Annotated in this window: 21 protein-coding genes; 17 read left to right on the plus strand and 4 right to left on the minus strand. The window is 64.5% G+C overall.

Features of this window, described 5'->3' with window-relative positions:
• Positions 1-17 precede the first annotated feature (17 nt).
• From G6N28_RS20950 to G6N28_RS20970, 6 genes are all read left to right on the plus strand, one after another.
• Positions 18-803, plus strand: a complete 786-nt coding sequence (locus G6N28_RS20950) for an enoyl-CoA hydratase-related protein (RefSeq protein ID WP_163903623.1) — start codon at positions 18-20, stop codon at positions 801-803.
• Entirely contained in the window at positions 796-1971 is a 1176-nt protein-coding gene (locus tag G6N28_RS20955) for an acyl-CoA dehydrogenase family protein (protein ID WP_163903625.1), read from the plus strand. The genes G6N28_RS20950 and G6N28_RS20955 overlap by 8 nt, the downstream gene beginning before the upstream one ends.
• Positions 1972-2005: 34 nt before the next feature.
• A complete protein-coding gene (locus G6N28_RS20960; protein WP_163903627.1) occupies positions 2006-3142 on the plus strand; it encodes an acyl-CoA dehydrogenase family protein in 1137 nt (378 codons plus the stop codon).
• Between the two features lie 82 nt (positions 3143-3224).
• The gene (locus tag G6N28_RS27345) at positions 3225-3359 is read left to right on the plus strand and encodes a hypothetical protein (RefSeq protein WP_264073048.1); all 135 of its coding nucleotides are present in this window, start codon (positions 3225-3227) and stop codon (positions 3357-3359) included.
• A gap of 161 nt (positions 3360-3520) precedes the next feature.
• Positions 3521-3712 carry a hypothetical protein gene (locus tag G6N28_RS20965; RefSeq protein WP_163903629.1) on the plus strand — a complete coding sequence of 64 codons (192 nt, stop codon included), beginning with the start codon at positions 3521-3523 and terminating at the stop codon, positions 3710-3712.
• Between the two features lie 10 nt (positions 3713-3722).
• Complete coding sequence (locus G6N28_RS20970) at positions 3723-4439, plus strand: hypothetical protein (RefSeq protein WP_163903631.1); 717 nt, start codon at positions 3723-3725, stop codon at positions 4437-4439.
• A gap of 25 nt (positions 4440-4464) precedes the next feature.
• Here the strand turns inward: G6N28_RS20970 and G6N28_RS20975 are convergent, their stop codons facing one another.
• Positions 4465-6495: an ATP-binding protein gene (locus G6N28_RS20975; RefSeq protein ID WP_235674645.1), complete on the minus strand. Its 2031-nt coding sequence runs from the start codon at positions 6493-6495 to the stop codon at positions 4465-4467.
• Between the two features lie 61 nt (positions 6496-6556).
• On the opposite strand from G6N28_RS20975, the gene G6N28_RS20980 reads away from it, so the two are divergent.
• Positions 6557-8155, plus strand: coding sequence for an acyl-CoA carboxylase subunit beta (locus G6N28_RS20980; RefSeq protein ID WP_163903635.1), 1599 nt, complete (start codon positions 6557-6559; stop codon positions 8153-8155).
• A gap of 27 nt (positions 8156-8182) precedes the next feature.
• Here the strand turns inward: G6N28_RS20980 and G6N28_RS20985 are convergent, their stop codons facing one another.
• On the minus strand, positions 8183-8944 hold the full coding sequence (locus G6N28_RS20985) for an LLM class flavin-dependent oxidoreductase (RefSeq protein WP_163903637.1): 762 nt from the start codon (positions 8942-8944) through the stop codon (positions 8183-8185).
• Complete coding sequence (locus G6N28_RS20990) at positions 8941-9927, minus strand: LLM class flavin-dependent oxidoreductase (protein ID WP_163903639.1); 987 nt, start codon at positions 9925-9927, stop codon at positions 8941-8943. Before G6N28_RS20990 ends, G6N28_RS20985 begins: the two co-directional genes overlap by 4 nt.
• Positions 9928-10013: 86 nt before the next feature.
• Here G6N28_RS20990 and G6N28_RS20995 point away from each other — a divergent pair, with 86 nt between their 5' ends.
• Positions 10014-11564 carry an acyl-CoA synthetase gene (locus G6N28_RS20995; RefSeq protein WP_163903641.1) on the plus strand — a complete coding sequence of 517 codons (1551 nt, stop codon included), beginning with the start codon at positions 10014-10016 and terminating at the stop codon, positions 11562-11564.
• 21 nt (positions 11565-11585) lie between these two features.
• On the opposite strand, the gene G6N28_RS21000 is transcribed toward G6N28_RS20995, so the two are convergent.
• The gene (locus G6N28_RS21000) at positions 11586-12782 is read right to left on the minus strand and encodes a CaiB/BaiF CoA transferase family protein (protein ID WP_163903643.1); all 1197 of its coding nucleotides are present in this window, start codon (positions 12780-12782) and stop codon (positions 11586-11588) included.
• A 177-nt stretch (positions 12783-12959) separates the two neighbouring features.
• On the opposite strand from G6N28_RS21000, the gene G6N28_RS21005 reads away from it, so the two are divergent.
• The 9 genes from G6N28_RS21005 (at position 12960) to G6N28_RS21045 (ending at position 24204) form a co-directional block, all read left to right on the plus strand.
• Positions 12960-13688 (plus strand): FadR/GntR family transcriptional regulator, encoded by a 729-nt coding sequence (locus G6N28_RS21005; RefSeq protein ID WP_235674646.1) that lies wholly within the window; start codon positions 12960-12962, stop codon positions 13686-13688.
• A gap of 147 nt (positions 13689-13835) precedes the next feature.
• Positions 13836-15119 carry a bifunctional 3,4-dihydroxy-2-butanone-4-phosphate synthase/GTP cyclohydrolase II gene (locus G6N28_RS21010; RefSeq protein ID WP_264073060.1) on the plus strand — a complete coding sequence of 428 codons (1284 nt, stop codon included), beginning with the start codon at positions 13836-13838 and terminating at the stop codon, positions 15117-15119.
• Positions 15120-15285: 166 nt separating this feature from the next.
• Positions 15286-16191, plus strand: coding sequence for an alpha/beta hydrolase (locus G6N28_RS21015; protein ID WP_163903647.1), 906 nt, complete (start codon positions 15286-15288; stop codon positions 16189-16191).
• A gap of 93 nt (positions 16192-16284) precedes the next feature.
• Positions 16285-17406 (plus strand): LLM class flavin-dependent oxidoreductase, encoded by a 1122-nt coding sequence (locus G6N28_RS21020; RefSeq protein ID WP_163903649.1) that lies wholly within the window; start codon positions 16285-16287, stop codon positions 17404-17406.
• Positions 17407-17609: 203 nt separating this feature from the next.
• Positions 17610-18968, plus strand: coding sequence for a nitric oxide reductase activation protein NorD (locus G6N28_RS21025; RefSeq protein ID WP_220097464.1), 1359 nt, complete (start codon positions 17610-17612; stop codon positions 18966-18968).
• Positions 18965-19822, plus strand: a complete 858-nt coding sequence (locus G6N28_RS21030; protein ID WP_407664988.1) for a CbbQ/NirQ/NorQ/GpvN family protein — start codon at positions 18965-18967, stop codon at positions 19820-19822. Before G6N28_RS21025 ends, G6N28_RS21030 begins: the two co-directional genes overlap by 4 nt.
• A gap of 322 nt (positions 19823-20144) precedes the next feature.
• The gene (locus G6N28_RS21035; protein WP_163903653.1) at positions 20145-21398 is read left to right on the plus strand and encodes a cytochrome P450; all 1254 of its coding nucleotides are present in this window, start codon (positions 20145-20147) and stop codon (positions 21396-21398) included.
• Positions 21399-21448: 50 nt separating this feature from the next.
• Positions 21449-22270: an SDR family NAD(P)-dependent oxidoreductase gene (locus G6N28_RS21040; RefSeq protein ID WP_163903656.1), complete on the plus strand. Its 822-nt coding sequence runs from the start codon at positions 21449-21451 to the stop codon at positions 22268-22270.
• Positions 22271-22368: 98 nt separating this feature from the next.
• Entirely contained in the window at positions 22369-24204 is a 1836-nt protein-coding gene (locus G6N28_RS21045) for a flavin-containing monooxygenase (protein WP_163903658.1), read from the plus strand.
• Positions 24205-24219: the final 15 nt, after the last annotated feature.

Consider the following 24219-nt stretch of genomic DNA (forward strand, 5'->3'; position numbering starts at 1 on the left):
TCGAGCAACATGATCGGGTGACGGTACTGACACTCAACCGGCCCGATACCCACAATGCGATCTCGTTCGATCTGGCGTGCGCGATCGCGGACGCCGTCGAGGCCGCCGGCACAGAGGATCGGACGCGCGTTGTCGTCATCCGGGGGGCCGGCAAGTCCTTCTCGGCGGGTTATGACCTCGGAACCGGCTCCTACGGCTCGCGCTCTTCCGATGAGAACGCCAAGTATCTGCGCGAGCTGTCCAGGCAGTGGGAACGGGTGTACCGCTGCTCGATACCCGTGATCGCACAGGTGCACGGCTATTGTCTGGCCGGGGGAACCGATCTCGCGGGACACTGTGACATCACCGTGGTGGCCGACGACGCCACCATCGGAGTTCCCGCGGTGCGGTCCATGGGGGTGGCGCTTTCCCAGATGTGGCTCTACCACGTTGGGCCCCAGTGGACCAAGCGGCTACTTCTGACCGGCGACACCATCACCGGAAGGCTGGCCGCCCGTATCGGTTTCGCGCTTGCGTCGGTGCCCGCCGCGGACCTGGGCGAAGAGGTCATGCGGTTGGCGCACCGAATATCGCTCGTCGAACGAGAGATGCTCATCGGTAACAAGCGGGTCATCAACCACGGTATCGACCTGATGGGACGCGAGGCCCTTCACGACATGGCTGCTCAGCAAGACGCTCTGGCTCATGAAACCCCGCCGGCGCGCGCATTCGCCGCGCTGATCCGCCAAGAGGGACTGCAAGCCGCCCTGCGAGCTCGCGACGAGCCATTTGGACACTCGCGGCTGGATGTCCACTGTGAGTGAACCTTTCGACAATTTCCCGGGGACCTACGCGTGGGATGTCGACGAGCGATCCTTTCGCGCCGAGATCCGCGACTACCTGACCCAGGACCCTGCACCGATTTTCGACCGCTTCGACCTCAAGACCTCGCTGGCGGAGATGCTGGCCTGGCACCGGAGGCTGGCGGCCGCCGGGTTTCCTCTGCCGAATTGCCCGACCGAATTCGGCGGTCGGCCACGGTCGGTCGGCATGCAGCTGGTCCAGGCCGAGGAGATGGCGGCGGTCGGAGCCAACTTCGCGGTCAACATCGTGGGTATCTCCATGCTGACCCCGCTGCTGATGGCATTGGGCAGCGCCGAGCAGCAAGCGCGCTGGCTTCCGCCGGTGGCGCACGGAGAAGAGTTGTGGTGCCAGCTCTTCAGCGAACCCGAAGCGGGGTCCGATCTGTTCGGTATGCGAACGACGGCGATCATCGACGGTGCGGACCTGCGGGTCACCGGCCAGAAGATCTGGAGTAGCACCGCGGAGCATGCCGACTTCGGATTGATGCTCGCGCGCACCGAACCGGGGTCGACAGGCCGACGCGGGATCGGTTGTTTCGTGGTCGACATGAAATCGCCGGGGATCGACGTACGTCCGATCAAGCAGATGGGTGGCTCGACGGAGTTCGCCGAGGTGTTTTTCGACGATGTGACCGTGCCGGTGGCCAACCTGATCGGGACGCCTGGCGACGGCGCGGATGCGGCGCTGAAAGTGTTGGCGGCCGAGCGTAGCGGCTTGGCGATGGGAAGCTACGCCGTCTTCGCCGCGCAGTTCCAGGAACTGGTCCGGCTGTGCGCGTCGCGGGGCACAAGCGGGCATCGCCACGCCCTGGCCAAGCTGTGGGAGGCGTTGGCGGTGCAGCGACTCAACGCCATCCGACAGGCCGGTGCAGAAACCGAAGAGCCGACGCGGGTGATGGCTCTGGCCGCCGCCGGCAAGCTGCGCGGCGGCACGCTGTCGGTGATGATGCAGGATCTCCGCGCCGAACTGCTCGGCATGGAGATAGCGGCCGTCGATCCGAGCGACCAGGCCGCGGCACTGGTCAGCGAGCGGTTCGTCAGTTCGCTCGGACTGAGCCTGGGTGGGGGCACCCATCAGATGCAACGCAACGCGATCGCCGAGGGGCTGCTGAAAATGCCGCGTTCCTAACCTCCACGACGGGGACACACGATCGGAGGGTGACATGCGTTTGCAGCGCAGTGACGAACAGCACGACTTGCGAGACGCGGTGCGCGGTCTCTTCGCCGATTGCGCCGCAGAGCCTGAAGTGCGTCGCCTCATGGACACGGCCGAAGGCTGGGATTCCGTGGTCTGGTCGCAGATATCCGCGATGGGGCTGGTCAGCCTTGCGATACCAGAGACCTTCGGCGGCGACGGCGGCGGGTGGGACGACGTGGGCGTGGTACTGGAGGAAGCGGGACGATGCCTGCTGTGCGCGCCTTACTTCTCGACCGTCATGCTGGGGGTGAACACCCTATTGGCATCGAACGATACCGCAGCACAACGCGATTACCTCCCGGCGATTGCGAACGGCGATCTGACGGCGACCTTGGCGGTGGTCGAGGACGCGGGCCGATGGGGTGAAGACGCGGTGGAGCTTCGCGCGACCCGAACCCCGACTGGGTATCGCCTCGACGGTCACAAATCGTTCGTGATCGACGGTGCGACGGCAGGTCTCATTCTCGTCGCCGGACGAACGGCCCACGGCATCAGCGTATTTGCCGTCGAACGCGGTGCATCCGGGCTGAGTTGCGTTGGCCTGGACACGGTGGACCTCACTCGCAAACAGGCAAGGCTGGAGTTCGCGGGCACGCCGGCGCGGCTCGTCGGTGAAGAGACGGCGGGGTGGGCGCTCGTCGAGCACGTCGTCGATCGGGCGGCCATCGGGTTGGCCGCAGAGCAAGTCGGAGGGGCGCAACAAGCGCTGGATATGGCGGTGTCATATGCCAAGGTGCGACACCAGTTCGGTCGTCCGATTGGATCATTCCAGGCCATCAAGCACGCGTGCGCCGACATGTTGGTCGACGTCGAGTCGGCGCGCAGCGTCGCGTATTACGGGCTATTGGCGGCTACGGAGCCAGCTAGCGACCTGTCGCTGATCGCCGCCCTGGCCAAGGCGCACTGTTCGGACGCGTATGCGCGGGTGGCATCGCAGTCGATCTTGGTGCACGGTGCCATCGGCTACACCTGGGAGCACGCGGCGCAGTTGCACTTCAAGCGCGCGAAGACCGGCCAGCTGATGTTCGGTACCCCGACGGGCCATCGTGAAGCGGTCGCCGCCCGACTGTGCGCGACGGTGCATCACCTAGAACCCAAATGAACCGATATGAAAAGGTCGGTCTCATGTTAATATATCAAATGTCCATGTTTAGACACGCCACCGTCGACTGGAAGGGAGTGGCATGTCGAGGTCCTATGAGAACCGCAGGCGGCGACAGGGGGTCTACGCATTCCTCGTCGCTTACCTGGGTCTTTTGCTGACGGTCATCGCGTTGGAGGCCGTGCGCAGTCATCAATTGGGCTACGGCCTGTTCTGAAAGCCTGTTCTGAAAGGACGTTTCGATGAACAACGCATATCTGCCGCTGCGCGACATCTTCTGGTACGGCGTGATGGTCGGCGCCGATGTCCTCATCGTCATGTTCTGGTGGTTCGTGATGAGCCGCCTCGGCGATCGCTGAGCGGGCGAGGTTGACGATGATGGCTGAATCAGACAACTCTGCCCGATCAGGCTCCGCGCGCATAGACGACGAGCAAGGTTTCGCCGACCTCGATCCCTTGGTCAAGTTCGGTGTCATACTCGCCGCCATTCTGTTTTGCGGCGTCATCATCGAGGGCGCGATGTTGGTGCCCTATGCACTGATCCAAAACGGCTGGACACCAGGACGATAAGGAAAAGGTAATGGCGACATCGCTGCAGCCGGCGAATGACCAGCTGGCCGACGACCTCGATGCCCAGAGCGGGCAGCTTCGGCGGGCCGAGAAGTGGTTCTTCGCCGGTGTCATCATCACTGGCTCAGTGCTCGTGGGACCCCTGGGCCTACCGGTGCTGATCTACGGCATCTATCAACTACGAAAGATCTCCAAGCTCGGGCGGCACGCGGTCCGGCCCTGGCATGTCTCGGTGATCGGGGCATTCGCGATCATCGATGCGGCAGCGAATTTCGTTGGATGGTCATTCTGTACGTTCGCCGCTCGAACCGGGGTGGGATGGTCGTTCTTGCGGGACGGTTACGGGTTCGGCTTCGACGGTTTCTATCACGTCGATTACGGCTCCACGTTCATGATCAACGGGGTGGCAGGGCCCGGTGAACAAGCCTTCATCTTCATGGCGATGTTCGTGCTCTGGCCGATGCGGCTATGTGCGGCCTGGGCCTTCCTGAAGATGAAGCGCTGGGGATTCCGCTGGATGATCACCACCACCTGGATGCTCGTGTTGTTCTGGGTGGGTTGGACAACCAATGGCTTGATGTACTTCGACGAGCGCTTCGGTGCAATCGGTGATCCCGCGTTCGGCTACCTCGGCTGGTGGCTGTTCAACAGTGTCTACATCCTTGGTCCGGTGGTCATGGTTCCGTACCTCTACACCGTGAATAAGGAACTGTGGAGCGAGGAGTGATGGCTTCGGCGAACGTGACGGTCAATTAGCGGGCTTCGTCCTCGTGGTCCTCGAGGACCACGAGGACCTCGCCGCTGTTCACTTGGTCACCGGGGGTGATCCTCACGGCGACGACCGTGGCGGGCCCGGTCGCGGTGATGGTGTGTTCCATTTTCATCGCTTCCAAAACCACCAGGGAATCACCTTTGACCACACGCGCACCCACTTCCACGTTGACCCTCACAGCGATGCCGGGCATCGGCGCCACCAGGGAGCCGGCCTCGATTCGAGACTCCGGTTCGGCGAAGCGATTCCGCACGCCCAAGGCCCGCACCGATTCCGGACCTGTGACATAAATGCGATCGGCCGCGAACTCGACGGTCAGCCTGCGGCGCACGCCGTCCACCGTGATGTCGACCAGATTCGGCGAGCTCTGGTGAACTGTCAGATTCGGCCTCGTGTCGTCCAGAGTGATGTCATATCCGTTGTGGCGAACCAGAAGCCGCACCGAGTGGGCGGTATCGCCGTCCTGCAGAAGCACTTCCTGCGGAACGGCCGGGGTCGATCGGAAGCCGGCAGGCAAGCTTCGCAGCACCGGCGCAGTGTCGCGACCGTGCTCGACCACCGCCAGCGCGGCGGCGAGGAGATAGGCCGAGGATGCCCCGGCCGCCTCTCGGCGCGCCTCCTCCACGAGGTCAGCCGGTGGGTGGTCGGACAGAAACGATGTGGTGGTGTCGCCGCGGCGGTAGGCGGGATCACGCAGGATGCCGACGAGTAGGTCACGGTTGGACGTGACACCGTCCACGCACGCATGTTGGAGCGTTGTGGCGAGGGCTCCTGCGGCCTCCGCGCGGGAGTCGCGGTGCGCGATGACTTTGGCCAGCAGCGGGTCGTAGTGGATCGACACCTCCGACCCGGTGCCGACGCCGGTATCCACCCGGATACCGGGCGGGTCCGGGATGGCGAATCGAGCAAGGGTTCCCGAGGCCGGCAGGAAACCCGCCTCGACATCCTCGGCGTAGAGCCGCGCCTCGATCGCATGCCCGCGGACGTGAAAATCGGTCAACTCCTGGGGTAGTCGGCCACCCGCGGCGACGATGAGCTGAAGGCGAACGAGATCCAGACCGGTGGTGAGCTCGGTGACCGGATGTTCGACCTGCAGGCGGGTGTTCATCTCCAGGAAGTAGAACTCGCCATCGGTATCCAGGAGAAACTCGACGGTGCCCGCCCCGACATAGTCGATGGCCTTGGCGGCGGCGACAGCCGCGGCGCCCATGGCCTCGCGCAGCGGCGGGTCCACGGCGGGCGATGGAGCTTCTTCGATGATCTTCTGATACCGGCGCTGTATCGAGCACTCGCGTTCTCCGAGATGGAATACCTGGCCGTGCTCGTCGCCGAACACCTGGATCTCGATATGCCTGGCCCCGCGCAGATAGCGTTCCAGAAACACCGTGTCGTCACCGAACGCCGCGCGCGCTTCGCGACGGCACGCCGCGACATGCGCGTCGAGGGTGGCCTCGTCGTGCACCAGCCGCATCGCCTTTCCGCCGCCCCCGGCACTGGCCTTGACCAACAGCGGGTAACCGACTCGCCGGCCAGCCGCCGCGACGTCATCGGAGCCTGTGAGCTCGGCCGACGGCAGCAGCGGTACACCGGCGTTCGCCATCGTTCGCTTGGCCTCGGTCTTGGATCCCATGCGACGGATCGCCTCGGGGGAGGGACCGATGAACGTGATATCCGCGTCCGCGCACCGCTGTGCGAACGACGCGTTCTCGGCGAGGAAGCCATAGCCGGGATGGATGGCGTCGGCTCTGGCGTGCCGGGCGGCCTCGAGCACCCGCTCGATGTCGAGATAGCTCTCGGCGGCGCTATAGCCGGGCAGGCGCACTGCGACGTCGGCATCGCGGACATGGGATGAGTCCGCGTCGGCATCGGAGTACACCGCGGCGACCCCGATGCCAAGTTCACGGCATGTGCGGGTGATGCGGCGGGCGATTTCGCCCCGGTTGGCGATCAGGATGCGGTGGAACACGGAATCCTCTCGGCAGGCGACGGAGACAGTAAGTATAATGTCCAACAGTTAAATCTATCGCGGTATTGTTTCACATGCCATCGGCGTCGAAGTGGACAGGAGGGCCATGCAGCGGCTCATGACGTCGGTTGATCAGGGGTCAGCCAACTACGTCGACAACCGAAACGCGATGGAGCAGGCGCTGGCCGAATTGCGGACACACCTGGACGAGTCGTTGGTCGGGGGTGGCGAAAAATACGTCGCGCGACACCGCGAACGCGGGCGCCTGCTGCCCAGGGAGCGCATCGAACTGCTCGTGGACATCGGAAGCCCGATGATCGAGCTGTCACCGCTGGCCGCCGCAGGGACCGGATTTCCGACGGGCGGCAGCGTCGTGACCGCGATCGGTGTCGTCGAGGGAGTGGAGTGTGCGCTGATCGCCAGCGACCCCACTGTGCGGGGCGGCGCGATCAACCCGATATCGGTGACCAAGATTCTTCGGGCCATGGACATCGCCCGAGAGAACAGGTTGCCGTTACTGTTTCTGGTCGAGTCCGGGGGCGCGGACCTGCCCAGCCAGGGTGACTTTTATCTGCGGGGTGGCAACCAGTACCGCCATCTCACCCAGATGTCGGCGTTGGGTGTCCCCACTGTGGCGTTGGTCTTCGGCAACGCCACCGCTGGCGGTGCCTACGTTCCCGGCATGTGTGACTACACCATTCTGATCAAGAACCAGAGCAAGGTATTTCTCGGCGGGCCACCGCTGGTGAAAATGGCCACCGGGGAGGAGTCTGACGATGAGACGCTGGGCGGCGCGGAGATGCATGCTCGCGACTCCGGACTGTGCGACTACCTGGCCGACGACGAGATGGATTGTATTCGGCTTGCCAGACAGATTATTTCGCACCTTGGATGGCGCAAGCTCGGTCCGGAGCCCGGGCCTGTGGTGGAGCCACTGGCGGATCCGGACGATCTGCTCGGCATCGCGTCGGCAGATCCGAAGGTGCCCTTCGATGTCCGCGAAGTTCTCGCCCGAATCGTTGACGGTAGCGAGTTCGACGAATTCAAGCCCTATTACGGCCAGGCGCTGCTGACCGGGTGGGCGCGTATCCACGGCTATCTGGTGGGGATCCTGGCCAACAAGCAGGGCGTGCTGTTCTCTGAAGAGTCCGAGAAGGCATCGCAATTCATTCAATTGGCGAACCAGATGGATCAGCCGCTGATATTCATCCACAACTGCACCGGGTTCATGGTCGGCGCCGAGTACGAGAAGCGGGGCATCGTCAAGGACGGGGCGAAGATGATCAACGCGGTAGCCAACAGCACCGTGCCGCACATCGCGTTGATGGCCGGCGCGTCCTACGGTGCCGGCAACTACGGCATGTCCGGGCGGCCGTTCAATCCCCGGTTTGCCTTCTCCTGGCCGACGGCACGAGTTGCTGTGATGGGCGGAACGCAATTGGCAGGGGTGCTCTCGATCGTGGCGCGCCAATCCGCGCAGGCTCAGGGCAAGCCGTTCGACGAGGATGCCGACGCGAAGATGAGGCAAGCCATCGAGGCGCAGATCGAGGCCGAGTCCACGGCGCTCTTCAACACTGCCCGCATCTACGACGACGGGATCATCGACCCCAGGGATACCCGGCACGTGCTCGGCATGGCGTTGTCGGTGACCCATTCCGCCGAGGTGCGCGGGGTCAAAGGGGGCTACGGCGTGTTCCGCATGTAGGCCCGGAGGTCGGTGCTTGCCAATGCGTCACCGCAGTGGCGGTTCGTGCAGCTCCGTTTGCCGCACGAGCCAGTCCGTGGCGTCCCGCGCGAGAATGGTCAGCTCGTCCGGCGCGCAACGCAGGCACGGCGACACGACGGTTCCGAGCACGGCAATAACGTCGTCGCGGTAACGTGTCGGCACCGCACCGATATCGACAACCACGGTGGTGGCCCCCACCGCATCACGGCGACGCCTGATGTCCTGCAACGCCGCCGCGTCGGGGACCACCGTTCCATGGGCCCATGCGAGGAACATCATCGAATCGCCCTGTGTCAGTGGGTCTGCCGTCCCCAGTGTCGAGCCAGCGTCGATCGTCCAGGTAGGAATGCTCGGCTGCACGGGTGCAGGGGTCACCGGCATCACCCGACCGTCGTCGAGCGACCATCCCGTCCACGCGCCGAGGATCGCAGCGAGATCCTCGCGCCAGCCCTCGTCCGAGTGAATGCGCAGTATCAGCTCGAGCCGACCTCCCGACATCGCATCCAGGACGCCGATGTCCTCGGCGATCCGCAGGGGCGCCGCCGAGCCGCGCAACGTGAGCACCACCGGGATTCGAAGGTGTCGGGTGCAGGTGGCGACGGCGCCCGCCGCGGCCATCACGTACGTGTCGTCGCTGTTCGGGGGCCCGGGCCTGATTGACCCCACGACGAGGGCATCGATGTTGTGGTTCTGGGCGACCCCGGCCAGGCGCCGGATCTCGGCGGCGTCCGCGCCGGGTGCCGACACAGCGAGCCGCGGGGCGCTCACGCGCGCCTCCCGAGCTGCGGTAAGACCTCGTCCGCGAGCAGATCCAGACAGCGGCGCAGCGCGTTGCCGGTGACGCCGTCGAAGCGCACCCGCAGCGCCAGGGTGTCCGCCCCGGCGTCGATGAGCCGGCCGAGGCGGTCGACGACTTCCCCCGGGCTGCCGAAGATGGCCTGCCTTGTCATCTGCTCGGCGAGCGAGTCACGGTGTGCGCGCTGCGCAACGGGATCATCAAGCCAGAAATTGGAGTAATGCCGCCACATTTCGAGCAACCGGCCCCTGGCCCACCGCACCATCGCCGGATCGGTGTCCACCCAGCACTCCCGCATCGCACCGAACCTCGGCGGTGGTCCAGCGCGCCGCTTCAGGTTCTCCGCCCAGGTATCCCGCATCGTCGAGAGGTTGCGGCTTGTCACGGTGGGCATGAGCAGTACCGAGGCGCCGAATCGCGCCGCCCGCGCGATACCGTCGGGAACACCTGTGCCAACCCATAAGTCGACGGGCCCCGTCCGCTCCCGCAGCGCGGCGCTGTCCAGCTGCGCCACCCGCTCTTCGGTGAGCCTCACCCGATCCGCAGGGCGTACCCGCGCAGCTGCGAATTCCACAGCGCGGTAACCGATCCCGACCCCCAGCCGGAATCGGTTCGGCGCAAGCGATGCGAGCGCGGCGGTTCCTTCCGCGATGCGTGCCGCGGTGTGAAAGGGCACGACCATCACGCCGGAGGCGATCCGCAGGGAGCTGGTAGCGCTCAACAGGCCCGCGGCAGCCGGGAAGAGCGAGGGGCAATAGCCGTCGTAGGAGAGGTGATGCTCACCCATCCAAAGGGTGTCGAACCCGAGCTGTTCGACGACGCGGGCCTCCGCCACCGCCTCCTCGTAGACCTTCGGGCGTGGGATCGGACGCATGTAGGTCGATTGCATGCTCCAGAAACCCACGCCGACCTCGAGAGCCCGTGTCGGCGTGCTGGCGGGTTCACGGACGGTCAAGCAACACCCCCACGTCACGGCCTTGGCAAGTTTCAAGGCTCCGGTTATTGTCGGACAATACCGTGCCGCAGAGGAGTGGGTCGCGCATGCTACTGAGTTCGATCGTCCACGGAGCCGCCATCCGCCGCCCGGCCTACCCCGCCCTCGTCTGCGACGGCAACCGGTGGACATTCTGGGAACTCTCCGACCGGGTCAGCAAGCTGGCGGCCGGTCTGAGCATGCTCACCGAGCCGGGGGAGCGCGTGGCGATTCTGGCGGACAACTGTGTGGAGTACATCGACTGCCTGTACGGGGTATCGCAGGCCGGAAACACCCTTGCCCCGATCAACCAGCGGTTGGCCGTACCGGAGATCGAGTACGTGCTGTCCGACGCCGAACCGGCAGTGTTGATCGTTGGCAGCGAATACTACGAGCGGTTGGGCGAAATCCGTTCGGTCGTCCCGTCGATACGGCACGTCGTTGTCATTGGCGATGTCATTGGCGATGCACCACCTGGCGCATTGAGCTACCGATCACTGCTGAGTTCTACGGTGCTGGATCCATCGCGCGCGCACAGCGACGACAACGAGGTTGCCTGGCTGGTCTACACGTCGGGAACCACGGGTCGGCCGAAAGGCGCGATGCTGACCCATCGCAACATCATCAGCGCGATGCTGAACGCGATGATCGAGTGGAAGCCGGACCGAGACGACCGCCAACTGTTCTGCTTTCCGCTGTGTCATGTCGCGGCGTTCATCCCCCTCATGTACCACCTGCGGCAGGCCACGGTCGTGTTGATGCCCTCCTTTGACCCGGCCGTATTCCTGCGTCTCGTCGAGGAATACGAGATCACCCATACCGGCCTGGCACCGACGATGCTCAACTTCCTGTTGCAGCACCCCGACATCAACAGCGCTCGCCTCGACTCGGTCGAGCTTGTGGTCTACGGGTCGGCCCCGATGTCGCCCACGTTGTTGGAGAACGGAATCAAACGCTTCGGCGAAGTCTTCGTCCAGACTTACGGAATGACCGAACTCTCGGGCAACGTTCTGGTTTTGGGATTGGATCATCACCACCGCGCCATCACCGGAGAACCCGAATTGTTGGCCGCCGCGGGACAGATGGAATGCCTCGCGACGGTGCGGCTGGTCGACGACGACATGAAAGACGTGGCGGTCGGTGACGTCGGTGAGATCGTCGTCTCGGGCGACCAGGTGATGAAAGGTTACTGGCGCGCCGAGGAGGCCACCGCGGAAGTTCTCGTCGACGGCTGGCTGCGCACCGGCGACCTCGCCAGGATGGATGAGGAGGGCCTGGTGTACGTCGTGGACCGAAAGAAGGACATGATCATCACCGGCGGAGAGAACGTCTACCCGCGCGAGGTCGAAGACGTCATCGCCCGGTTGCCGGGGCTGAGCGAGGTCGCCGTCATCGGGCTTCCCGACGATCGCTGGGGCGAGGCGGTCACCGCGGTTGTCGTTCCGCGCGCCGGTCAGACGGTCAAAGCTGAGGACGTGCGTGCGGCCTGCCGGGACTCCCTGGCGGGTTTCAAGGTGCCCAAGCGGGTCGAGTTCACCGACGAGCTGCCACGTAATGCAGCAGGCAAGGTAGTCAAAACGCTTCTGCGCGACCGATTCCTGGAACCGGGGAACGCATGACTCCGGCCGCCGGTCGGCCGACTACGTGTCGGGGTTGAGCTCGGCGAGCACCTCGCCGGTGTGCTCGCCGAGGCCGGGTGCCGGCAACCTGATGTCCCGGCTGGGGTGGGACCGAAGACGCCACGGGGGTCCCACCATTTCGGTTGGCCCGGCGATCGGATGGTCGGCCTTGATGATCGACTCGCGGTATTCCAGCTGCGGATCGTTGACGACCTCGGTAAGGGTGTGAATCGCTGACGACGGCACGCCCAACTCGGCGAACCGTGCCAGCCATTCGGTCGCCGGTCGACGCCGGAGATGCTCGGCGACGGTGGCAACCACTCGCGGGCGGTTGCGTTGGCGTCCTGCGGTGGTGGCGAGTTCGGGATCGGCAGCCAACTGGTCGTCGCCAAGCGCCGAGCACAGACGTCGCCACATCATGTCGTTGCCCGCGGCCACGACGATCGGCCGGTCCTTGGTGGCGAAGCTCTGGTACGGGGTCAAGACCGAGTCGGTTGCGCCACAGGGGCGTGGTTCCTCGGCCCCGGCGAGAAACGCGGCGACCCTCGGGGCCATCAGGAACAGTGCCGAGTCCAACAACGAGATGTCGACGACATCGCCGTGCCCGGTGCGTCGCTGGTGGTACACCGCGCAGGCGATGGCGAAGGATGCGACGAGTCCGGCCACCGAGTCCGACAGAGCGGTACTGACCCGCTGTGGTGAGTCCGGTGACGCGCCCGTCACGCTCATCAGACCCGAACGTGCCTGGGCTATCAGGTCATAGCCGGACAGTGCGGAGTCCGGTCCGTCGAGGCCGAATCCGGAGATGAGGCAGTAGACCAGGTCTGGGTGGCGCTGTGTCACCTCATCGGGGGCCAGCCCGAGCCGGTCGAGCTTCGACGGATTGAAGCTGGTGATGAGGACATCGCTGGCGGCGAGCAATCGCTGCAACGCCTCGGCGCCCTCGGAGGTCTTCAAGTCGAGGCATACGCCGCGCTTGTTCCGGTTTGCCGACAGAAACCACGTGGAGGCGCCGTTCACGAACGGCGGGCCCCAGCGGCGGGTGTCGTCGCCGTGTGGGTCTTCGACCTTGACGACCGAGGCGCCCATGTCGGCGAGCAGCATCGTGGCCGTGGGCCCGGCGTAGGACCCGGTCAGATCGAGGACCCGCACGTCCGACAGCGGCAAATTCCTGTCGTCGGATTGGTCTTCGAGCCCCTTCTCCTGCCCGACGGACATTGCGCAGCCCCTCCCATGCCAAGGACGACTGTTCGACATTATCACATTGAGGTCAAGGGCCGACAGTTTGAGCGTGGGCCGGGAATCGACACGCCCGGTGTATTGTTGGAAACCACGAGGTCAATAGGGTTCAATAGGCATCAATCGCCGTTACTTAGGACACCGAAAGGGTGTGAATTGACGACCGCAGACATTGCATCTTCACCCTTCACACCGAAGGCTGTACAACGACCGCGGCAACAGGTCGAAGAGCAGATTCGCGCCGCGATCCGCAACGGTGTGGTCAAGACTGGACAGAAGCTGCCCACCGAGGTGGCGCTCTCTCGCGATTTCGGCGTTTCGCGCACCACCGTCCGGGAGGCGCTGCGCTCACTGGTGGCCGATGGCCTGATCGAAAAGGTGCCGGGTGCGGGCGGTGGCAGCTTCGTTCGCGCGCTCGACCACAACACCTTCGGCGAAGAACTCGGACAGGACATGCAGAACCTGATCCGGGTTGGATCGATTGCATTCCGTGAAGCCGCCGACGTCCGTCGGATGCTCGAAATTCCCTGCGTCCGACTGGCCGCGGAGAATCGGACAGCTGAGCAAGCCGCCGAGTTGCGCGACATCGTCGACCAGGAGAAGAAGTTGTCGCACGACGATCCGGCGGTGCCAGAGTTGGACGTGCGTTTTCATTCGGTGATCGCCGCGGCATCGGGAAACCGCGTCGCGGCGGCGTTCGTTCAGGCGCTGCATCAGGTCACCGAACCGGTCCACCATCTCGACCTCAACGCCCAGGTGGGCGAGCGGACCGTGCGTCAGCACATGGCGATCGTGCGAGCCATCGAGAAGCAGAATCCCGACGCTGCGGAGAAGGCCATGATCGATCACCTGAGCTACCTGGAAGGGCACCTGCTGCCGGACTGAACCGAACCTTGAGGTAAAAGACCGACAGTTGACAGTCGGCGTCTCCTTGGATTGACTGGAGGGGCTGACGCGTCGGCACTGTCGCGGTGCCCTGCGGTCGGCTGGGCGAGGAGGACTTCGGTGACGACTGGGCGTTTCGCGGGCGCCGTGTCGAAAGACCCCGGTGATCGACTCGCCGCGGGTGCGGCCTCCGCGGTCTGGTCCGCCGTGCGTGCGCTTGCCGCGGGCGGCATGGTGATCGTCGCCGACGACGTGGAGCGCGAGAACGAGGGCGATCTCGTGATGGCGGCCGAGTTCGCGACCGTCGACGACCTGGATTTTCTGGTCCGGTATTCGACCGGGATCATCTGTGTCCCAATGCTCGGCGATCGGCTCGATGCGTTGCGGTTGCCTCCGATGGTGCGCGACAACGAGGACACGCACGACACCGCGTTCACCGTGTCGGTGGATCATCGCAGCACCACAACGGGTGTCTCGGCGGTGGATCGGAGCCGGACGATCCGCGCGTTGGCCGATCCGCGGGCGGCGGCAACCGATTTCCGCCGTCCCGGCCATGTCTTTCCGTTGCGTTATCGCGAGGGCGGGGTGCTGAGCCGGCCAGGTCACACCGAGGCATCGATCGACCTGTTGCGGCTGGCCGGCTTGTCAGAGGTCGCGGTCATCGGCGAGATCGTCGGTGCCGCCGGGCAGATGGCGCACGGCCCCGAGCTGGCCGCCTTCGCGCGCGAGCACAACCTGCCGATGCTCACGGTCGCTGATCTGATCGAATACCGCAGGGCCACCGAGCGACTCGTTGCGCTGGCGGGCAGTTCCTGGTTACCGACCCGCTTCGGCGAGTTCCGGGCCCACGCATACCGTTCGCTCGTCGACGGCACCGAGCACCTTGCGCTGGTGATGGGCGATGTTCACGACCCCGCCAGGTCGGAGATCCTGGTGCGCATGCACAGCGAGTGCCTCACCGGAGACGTGGTCGGATCGTTGCGCTGCGACTGCGGCACCCAATTCGAGCGGGCGCTGACGGAGATCGCCACCGAGGGCTGCGGGGTGATGGTCTATCTGCGGGGTCACGAGGGGCGCGGGATCGGGCTGGGTTACAAGCTGCGCGCCTACACGCTTCAGGAAAGCGGCCGCGACACGGTCGACGCCAACACCGATCTCGGCCTCCCTGTCGATGCACGGACTTACGAGGTGGGGGCATCGATTCTCGCCGCGCTCGGTATCTCGCGGGTGCGGCTGATCACCAACAACCCGGCCAAATGTGTCGAGCTCGAGCAGCGCGGGATCGCCGTTGCCGAACGGGTGTCGCTGCCCTCGACCGTGACCGAAAGCAACCTCAGCTATCTACGCGCCAAGCGCGACCGGATGGGGCACAAGCTCGATCTGCCCGAGCCGCCCCACGATCGCCAGGTTCTTGTCGATCTTCTGAACTGACCGACCCGCTCCGAACCGAAAAACACTGCGTTCACCCGGCCCGAGGCGACGGTTTCGTCCATCTCGGAGCAACGCATTCGCCCCATTAGGTATTAAGTCCGACAGTTGACTCATTTAGTCAAATCGGTTAATGTCGGTCAACAGTTTTCCGGGAGGAGAGGCGGCGATGTCAACCAGCGACGGCCAGCACGACGTTGCGCGAGCCTTCGCCATGTGGCGCGCGATGTTGCCCGAGCATCCCGATCCGACGATTGATGAGTTCCGCGCCGGCTACGACGCGATGTTTCGAGACTTCCCGATCGATCCGGATGCTCTGATCACCGAACTCGACGCCGGTGGTGTCCGATCGCTGCAGGTTCAAGCCGGCGATTACGAACCCAGCCGCTACGTGGTCTATTTCCACGGCGGTGGGCTGATGTGTGGCAACCCGGAAGGTGTGCGCTCAACGGCTGCTCGTGTCGCGCGCGCCGCGCGGGCCACCGTCCTCGTCCCCGATTACCGGCTGGCACCCGAGCATCCGTATCCGGCCGCGCTCGATGACGCCACGGCGGCATGCCTTTCGCTGCCAAGCCGGCAGGACGGCGAGCCGGTCAGGATGGCCCTGCTCGGCGACTCGGCCGGTGGAGGGCTGGCGATCTCGTGCGCGATTCGGTTACACGACAACGGTCACGACCAACTCGCTGCACTCGCCGTGTGGTCTCCGTGGGTCGATATGACGGTGTCGGGTGCCACCATCGAGTCGAAGGCGACGGTCGATCCGATCGCCAGCGGCCAGTCGCTGACCATGTCGGCTACCGCCTATCTTCAGGGCCACGCGCCGACCGACCCGACGGTGTCACCGCTATTCGCCGACCTGTCGGGGCTGCCGCCGCTGATGATCGAAGTGGGAACCGAAGAGGTACTGCTCGACGACGCTCGTCGGTTGGCGGCCAAGGCGCAGGACGACGGTGTCGAAGTGACGCTCACCGTGGCCGACGGTTTGCCGCACGTCTATCAGTACTTCGCGTCGTTCCTGCCTGCGGCCCAGACCTCGATCGAACGCACCGGTGCATTCATCGACAAGCACGCCTAGACAGGACCGTTGTCGGAACCGAGAAGACCAACCGCGAAAACCAAGAAGATAGGAGGCGCGTCGGTGACCCGAAAGTGCGGGATGTTGTTCGAGATGCCAGTCCCTCGGGAGCCACGGCCCGGAGAGAAGCACACTGCGTTCGACTCGGAGGGCCAACCCTACGAGGTCGAGGCGGCCTTCACGCCCGAATTGACCGAGCGCGCCTTCCACGACGTCGTCGAGCAAGCCATTCACGCCGAGAAGTGTGGCTATGACAGCGTGTGGTTCGTCGAACACCACTTCTACGAAGAGGCCTCCCAGAGTTCGGCGCCCGATGTCATGCTGGCGCATATCGCCGCCAAGACCGAGCGCATTCGTCTCGGCCACGGCGTACGCCTGCTGCCTTACAACTACAACCCGCCAATCCGGGCAGCGGAATCGGCTGCCGTGCTTGACATCTTGTCCAACGGACGGCTCGACTTCGGCACCGGCCGTAGCCTGAGCCGCCTTGAGCTCGAAGGCTTCGGCATCAATCCCGCCGACACTCGGGAACAGTGGGAGCACAGCCTGGACATCATCCTCGACTGCTGGACCAAGGAGGTCGTCGAGCGCAGTGAGGGGGACATCGTCTTCCCGCCGCGGTCCGTGGTCCCCAAGCCGTTGCAACAACCGCACCCGCCGCTGTGGGCGGCGACCACCGGGGCCCCGGGCCACGAGCTGATGGGGCGCAAGGGCCTTGGCCTGCTGTCGTTCACCCTGATGCTCCCGCTGGAGGAGTTGGCTTCACGAATCGCGCTTTACCGGGAGGGAATCAAACAGGCCGATCCCGTCGGGCACTACGTCAATGATCAGGTGGCGGCGATGACGATGGTGTACTGCGCCGAGGACGCTGATGTCGCGCGGGAACGTGCCGGTACCGCGGTGATGAGCTATCTCGAATGGGCATTCGGGGCGTTCGTGGGCGCCGCCAAGTGGATGGATCCTCGCGAGGGTAGCTACAACTACCTGCAGGAGATGATGGGCATCGATTTCGACCAACTCACCTTCGATGTCGTCAACGACAACGACATGGTGATCGTCGGAACACCCGACGAGTGCGCCAAGAAGGCGGAGCGGTATTTCGAGGCGGGCGTCGACCAGATGCTGTGCCAGACGACGCTGCCGGGGATTCCGCACCAGGAAGTGATGGAGTCGATTGAATTGTTTGGCCGCGAGGTCATTCCGAAGATCACCTAACCTCGTCGCGTCCGGACGGAATGCCTGTGCAAGCGCCCACGGAGTGCGACCTCAGCACGCTCTCGGACGTCGCAGCGGTTCTCGCACCGGCGCTCAGCGGCGGGCGAAGACACGATGCCCAACTGGTCGCTGGTGAACGCGGACAGTTCGCGACGGATCTCAGCACCGTCTATGTATCTGCGGCGCAGACGGTTCCGGCGGGTATGACGGTCGTGCGGGCCATGACCCTGGGGATCGCATTGCAGAGTTCGCCGACCAAGGAGATGGTCTCGGCGCTCGACTGGTCGTTGTTGACCCCACGGGAGCGGCGCGCCCTGCGGATCGCGGAGGGGCGGGCAGCGATGGGATGGGCGATCGCGTCGTGGCCTGCGATGTCGCCGGACTACGCCACGCTGGCACCGGGTCACCGGGCAGAACCAGCAGACGGTATCGATGAATTGCTGCAGCGGGCATCGGCGTTGGCCCGCAGCAATCTCGTGCTCGACGTTCCGGAGCTGTTCGGCGTTCCACCCGGAAGTCGACCGCTGAGCCGGCACCGCGAACGCATCGCCGGAGACGGTAGGAGGCGCAACCGGGTGCCGTGGTCCAGTCGGCGAAACCTGCGCCACATGCGGCTCGCGATGCCTGTCGGCGGCACCGAAGGGGAATCTCCTCGTCTCGTCATCTTCGAGGAGGCGCCCGACAGCGAAGGGGAGTCCAGTGACGCCGACCGCCGCCTGGGCGTGCCCTACCCGGAGTGGGATTACCGACTGAACCGTTACCGACAGGACTTCGTGACGGTCGTCGAACGACGCATTTCGCCGCGGTATTCCCGAAACATCGACTTGGACCCCAGGATAAGGCGCTGGTTCATGGCCCCGCACGCTCTTGCACGGCGGAGCCGGATGGAGGACGGCGACCAGCTCGACGTCTCCGCCTATGTGGAGCAGTTCGGGTGGTCGAGAGCGGGAGGCCATGTCGATGACCGCATATACGAGGCAATGCTGCCCGCGCAGCGTGATGTCGCGACCGCCCTGCTACTCGATGCCACCTCGTCCTTGCAGGGCCGGGGTGGCGCGGGGTTCAGGCTCCAGCTAGCGTGCAGCGACGCGCTGTGCGCCGGGATGAGCAGCACCGCCGAGCGGTTCGCGGTATTCGCCTTCACCGGGGAAACCCGGCACCGGGTGGAGGTGACGCGGTTGCGTAACTTCGATGACCCCGCGTGGGCACTGCCTGCGGGGGCGGCGATCCGGCCGTCGGGCTACACGCGCCTGGGTGCGGCACTGCGGCATGTCACGAGGAGATTGGTGCAAGCTCCCGCCGAGCGCCGGGTGTTGCTCTCGATCGGGGACGCGGTGCCATCCGACGAGGGATATGAGGGCACCTACGCCGATGCGGACGTCAACCGCGCAGTGGACGAAGCGATCGCCGCCGGGGTCGTCTTCCGCCAGCTCGCCGTCGGGAAGACGACCGACGCGCAGCTCGAGCGCCGGTTCGGCTCTGGCCGTTTCCATCGAGTTTCGAAGTCCGAGGATCTCCCTTCGGTCCTCGCCCGGGTACACAAGGAGTTGACCTATCTATGACGAACGCCATGACACCGGTCGAATTTGATTCGCAGAGTGCATATTACGTGTCGACCGGCGGAGAATGTGAGGCGATGCGCGCGGCCTGCGACAGCGGCTTCGGCGTCATGCTGACCGGTCCGACCGGCTGCGGCAAGACCCGGTTGGTCCGGCACGTGACCGAAACACTCGGCAGATCTTTGATCACGGTGTCGTGCCACGACGAACTGTCCGCAAGCGATCTACTCGGCCGCTATCTGGTGGTGGGTGGGGATGTCCGGTGGGTGGACGGCCCGCTAACCACGGCCGTGCGCAGAGGCGATGTCTGCTACCTCGATGAGGTCGCCGAGGCACGCCGCGACACCTTGGCTGTCCTGCACTCACTTCTTGACGACCGCCGAGAGCTCTATCTGGATCGCACGGGTGAAACAATCCGGGCGAGTGACGGGTTCGCCCTCATGGCGTCCTACAACCCAGAGTCACGCAGTCTCCTCAAGGAGTTGAAACCGTCCTTTCGGCAACGCTTTGTCACGATCGAAGTCGACTATCTGGCACCGGATCTCGAGGCCAAGGTCGTCATGCACGAATCGGGGGTGTCCAGGGAGACCGCGGAGCGGTTGGTGCGTAGCGCGGTGGCGCTGCGCCGTGCCCGGCACGCCGGTATAGAGCCGCCGTCCACACGGCTACTGGTAGCCGCTGCACGGCTGGTCGTCGCCGGGCTCGCCCTGCCCGAGGCCGTTCGCCTGGGCATTGTGAACCCGCTGTCGGCCGAGGGCCCGGCGGCAACCGCGTTGCACGAGCTGCTCGCGATCGAAGGAATCGTCATCGAACGCGACGAACACCACGAAACCGCCACGCCGGCAAATCAGGGCTGATCGCCGCGGCAATCGAACGGACAGGCGATGCTCTTCCCGACCGGGGTCGGGGTCGCCGACCCCAATGCATGCGAAAAGCATTGTGCCCGTGCTGGCGTCATGGAATGAACCGCGCCTGTTGGGCGCTGAGTAGATGCGGCTTCTGCGGCTGCCGGCGACGTCCTCCCGGGTGCCGCCGGTCGTTGTCGAGCGAACCCTCGACAGGCTTACTCAAATAAGAGTCTGACAGTTGACGCCCAGGGCACAATTTGGCTATTGTCGGACATGTGCATCAGGGTCGGCCAGCCGGTGCGTCTGCTCAGATGGGGCTGACGCGAGTTGAGTGGTCCGCGCCGCAACCGAAACCAGTAGTGAGCGCGAGCGTTCGCCGTTCACGACGGTGTCACCACCACGAAGGAGAAACACCATGACCACTCAGGATGCGACGAACTCGCTATATCTGCAGACGCCTGGTGAGACGTTCGATTACCTCGACGACCTCCGCCGGAACTGTCCGGTCTCCTGGGACCCCATTCTGCGTGGTTACCTGGTGACGAAGTTCGACGATGTGTACAACGTCATGTTCGACAACGCTCGCTTCCGGCTCCAGGCCCGGCCCGAGGAGCAGTATCAAGAGCACCAGCCGAAGGGCCGGGTGCGGACCTTCAACCACCTGTTGAGCCTCAAGAACATTCAGCCCCGTCTCCAGTCGGTCGTGCAGGCCGAGATCGACCTCCTGATCGACGCCAAGGCGCCCACGGGGCACATGGAGGTGTACGACGACTTCGCCGAGAAGTTGCCCGCCCACATCATCGGCCTCTTCTTCGGTTTGGACCGGGCCGATTTCCCGCTGCTTCTGTCATACCGGCGGGCACGGCACGCGTTGTTCAACTCGCCCCCCGATGCCGAGGACATTGCGCGCACGGCCCGCGAGGAACAGCGGAAGATGGAGAGCCGGATGGCCGAGGTCATCGCCGATCATCGGGCCAACCCGGTAGACGACCTGCTTACCCAGCTGATCGAGATGACCGAAGACGGCGCTCCGCTGACCGACGAGCAGATCGTCACGATCGTCGCGCGTGACCTGCTGATGGCCGGAAGCGAGACCGTCACCAACAGCATCTGCAATGCGGTTTATCGGATGCTGACCATTCCCGGCCTCTACGACAAGTTGGTCGCTGATCCTTCCCTCGTCCCGGCGTTCGTCGAGGAGGCTCTGCGATTCGACCCGCCCGTGCAGATCTTCTGGCGTGCCACCGAAGAAGACGTCGAGATCTCCGGCTGCCCCATTGCGAAAGACACCCAGCTCTACACCTCGATTGCAAGTGCCAATCGCGATCCGGAGGTGTTCTCTGAACCCAAGGTCTTCGACCTCACCCGCCCCAAGGGTAAACACATCACCTTCAGCGTGGGCTTGCACAAATGCCCCGGACATTTCCTCGCCCGCTACGAGCTGGAGATGTCGATCGCTTCGCTGCTGAGCCGCCTGCCCAACCTGCGGATCGACCCTGACGCCGAGCAGCCGCAGTATGTTGGCGTCGCGCTGAGGAACTGGGGCCCAATCCATCTGCTCTTCGATGCGCCGAAGGGTGACTGAGCAGAACACAACCCTTCATCGCCGCATCAGCTGTGGCGTCGGCTCACGAAATGGACATTGATCAGATGGATCTCAACAAGGCGCATGCCTTCATCATCGGGGGGTCAACCGGTGTCGGTGCGGCGCTGACCCGCGCGCTCGTCGCCGAGGGCGCCAAGGTCACCGTGCTGGCCCTGGCGGGATCCGAGCTCGACGATATCGGCCGGGAGACCGGCGCGGCGACCATCGCGGCGGATCTGTCGAATCTCGACGAGCTGGATGGCATGGTCGCCCGCGCGGAGGCCCTGAACGGCCCGGTTGACATCATGGTGTGCATGGCCGCCGTGTGTCCGTCCGGGCCATTCCAGGACTACACCAGCGACCAGATCCGAAAGACGGTCACGGTCAACATGATCGCTCACATGGAGCTCGTTCGACAGGTGCTTCCGAGCATGATCGCGCGGCGCACGGGGACGATCACCACCACCGGTTCGTTCTCCAGCGAGATATCGATGATCCACCTGGGCTGCTATATACCGTCCAAGGCCGGCCTGAGCAGATTCGCGTTCGATCTCCAAAGCGAAGTCCGAGATTACGGCATCAGGGTGTTCACCTTTGTTCTTGGCTCGGTCAAGGGAACGCCGCTTGCGTCGAAGGCCGCCGAAGATCAAGTCGTCGGTTTCATCGAGGCGCGCGCCGGGGGTATCGGTGTGCTGACACCCGAGGCAGTCGCCAAGCGCATGGTCGAGGTCCTGCAGAGCAATCGCAAGCGGGGAGTGGTCGCGATTCCCGGACTGGCGCAGCCACTGCTCGAGTTCAAGGCACTGCCAGACCGTCTCCTGGATCCGCTCATGGGCAGACCTGCGCGAAAACGCAAGCGCAGCACCGCTTGACCATACGACACTGCAGGTGTGGCCGGCAGTGTCCGAAATGGATCAGCCCACGCACCCAGGCAGCCGCGGCCGAGCAGCGCCAAGACGAGAGGACATCGATGCCACTATCCGAGGTCACCGGCGAAGACCTGTCTGCGTTGCTGAGCAAGGCAGATCGCCGCACGCTCGCGGCAGTGGTGACTCACCTCTCCGGTGATCCCAACGCGATTCCGGATCTGGCCGACCGTGACCATATCGAGCGGAAGGCGGCCGAAGTGCTGCCGCCCTTTATCAACGGTGAGCGGCAGCCGCCGGTGCCGGATGACGAGTTGTTACAGGCGGCGATGGACCTAGCGGTGGGCGCTCCGGTGCCCGCGGAGTACCGGACGTACGTACGCGAGCAGACCGGGATCGGGCCCGTAGAGCCGCTGGAGCCGATCGACGCCCCGGCCGACTTCAAGATCCTCGTGGTGGGTGCCGGCGCCACCGGGATCGTCGTCGCGCGCCGAATCCAGGAACGCGGCATCAACAACTTCACCGTCATCGAGGCCAACCCGTCCCCTGGTGGAGCCTGGTGGACGAATACCTACCCTGGCTGCCGCGTGGACACCCCAAGCCTCCTGTATTCCTTTTCGTTCCACCAGGATCCCGGATGGCCCGAACACTTCAGCCCGCAACCGGCACTGTTGTCCTACCTTCGTGAGGTCGTCCAAGAGAGCGGCTTCGCGGACAAGATAATGGTCAACACCGAGGTGCGGACGTTGACCTGGGATGAAGATGCGGCGTTGTGGCGCGTTGGTTTCCGCCACCCGGACGGAACGACCGGCACCACCGAGGCCAACGTGGTCATCCTGGCACCAGGGTTGCTTCGGGTTCCCAAATATCCTGCGATCCCCGGCCAGGACACGTTCGCGGGCCTGTCATGGCACTCGGCGCGATGGAACCACAGCGTGGACCTCCGGGGTCTTCGCGTCGCGGTGATCGGCACAGGCGCCAGCGCACAACAGATCGTTCCGGCCATCGCACCGATCGCCGAGCGGGTGATCGTCTATCAGAGAAGCCCACAGTGGCTGCTCACCCACGAAAAGTACGGAAGAAAGCTCACCGGCCAGGAGCGCGAACTATACGACCGGATTCCGATGTACCGAGAGTGGAACAGGTTCTCGGAGTCCTGGCGATTCGGTGACGGCACCACTCCGTTTGTCACGGTGGACCCTGATTGGGACAAGCCCGGATCGATCAGTAAGGAGAACGATCGCCTGCGAACCCAGCTGCTGAAGTACATCGAGGAGCAGGTGGGTGATCTTCCCGATCTGATGAAGCTGGTGACGCCGGACTATCCGCCGTTCACCAAACGCATGCTCATCGACAACGGATGGTACCGGGCGCTGAGGCGAGAAAACGTTCGTCTCAACACCTCTCGTATCGAGGAGATAACTCCGACCGGGGTGAAGACCGTCGATGGTGCAGACGTTGTCGACGTCATCGTGTACGCGACGGGATTCCAGGCCGATCACTACCTGCTGCCGATGCAGGTGACGGGTGCGGGCGGGGTCGATGTCACCGCCCGCCTCGACGCCGATCCCAAGGCGTACCTCGGGCTGGCGCTCGAGGATTGCCCGAATTTGTTCCTCACCCCGGGACCCACCGCCTATCTGGGGCATGCCGGAAACGCGATGTTCTTCGCGGAATGTCACGCCCGCTACATCACCGAGTGTCTCCGGTTGATGGTCGAGAAGCAGGTTCGTTGGATGGCGCCACGGCGCGAGGCGATCGACACCTACACCGAGTCGGTGCGGACCGCGCTGGCGAACTCCGTTTGGAACCAGAAAGGCGTCGACAGTTGGTTCAAAGGCGATCGTCAGGAGATCGTGACCATCGCCGCCAATACCGTGATCGGATTCTGGTCGCAGTATCGAGGCGTCGACGAGGACGCCTACGTTTGGGGCCGATGAACGCAGGAGCCGAAC

The sequence above is a fragment of the Mycolicibacterium pulveris genome, assembly GCF_010725725.1.
Lineage (GTDB): Bacteria > Actinomycetota > Actinomycetes > Mycobacteriales > Mycobacteriaceae > Mycobacterium > Mycobacterium pulveris.

Excerpts from the sequence above, each read along its gene's own strand:
- G6N28_RS21045 (WP_163903658.1), top strand. The coding sequence starts at position 22,369 with ATGCCACTATCCGAGGTCACCGGCGAAGACCTGTCTGCGTTGCTGAGC.
- G6N28_RS20965 (WP_163903629.1), top strand. The coding sequence starts at position 3,521 with ATGGCTGAATCAGACAACTCTGCCCGATCAGGCTCCGCGCGCATAGAC.
- G6N28_RS21000 (WP_163903643.1), bottom strand. The coding sequence starts at position 12,782 with ATGTCCGTCGGGCAGGAGAAGGGGCTCGAAGACCAATCCGACGACAGG.
- G6N28_RS20995 (WP_163903641.1), top strand. The coding sequence starts at position 10,014 with ATGCTACTGAGTTCGATCGTCCACGGAGCCGCCATCCGCCGCCCGGCC.
- G6N28_RS20960 (WP_163903627.1), top strand. The coding sequence starts at position 2,006 with ATGCGTTTGCAGCGCAGTGACGAACAGCACGACTTGCGAGACGCGGTG.
- G6N28_RS21015 (WP_163903647.1), top strand. The coding sequence starts at position 15,286 with ATGTCAACCAGCGACGGCCAGCACGACGTTGCGCGAGCCTTCGCCATG.
- G6N28_RS21030 (WP_407664988.1), top strand. The coding sequence starts at position 18,965 with ATGACGAACGCCATGACACCGGTCGAATTTGATTCGCAGAGTGCATAT.
- G6N28_RS21040 (WP_163903656.1), top strand. The coding sequence starts at position 21,449 with ATGGACATTGATCAGATGGATCTCAACAAGGCGCATGCCTTCATCATC.
- G6N28_RS20970 (WP_163903631.1), top strand. The coding sequence starts at position 3,723 with ATGGCGACATCGCTGCAGCCGGCGAATGACCAGCTGGCCGACGACCTC.
- G6N28_RS27345 (WP_264073048.1), top strand. The coding sequence starts at position 3,225 with ATGTCGAGGTCCTATGAGAACCGCAGGCGGCGACAGGGGGTCTACGCA.
- G6N28_RS20980 (WP_163903635.1), top strand. The coding sequence starts at position 6,557 with ATGCAGCGGCTCATGACGTCGGTTGATCAGGGGTCAGCCAACTACGTC.
- G6N28_RS21025 (WP_220097464.1), top strand. The coding sequence starts at position 17,610 with ATGACGGTCGTGCGGGCCATGACCCTGGGGATCGCATTGCAGAGTTCG.
- G6N28_RS21020 (WP_163903649.1), top strand. The coding sequence starts at position 16,285 with ATGCCAGTCCCTCGGGAGCCACGGCCCGGAGAGAAGCACACTGCGTTC.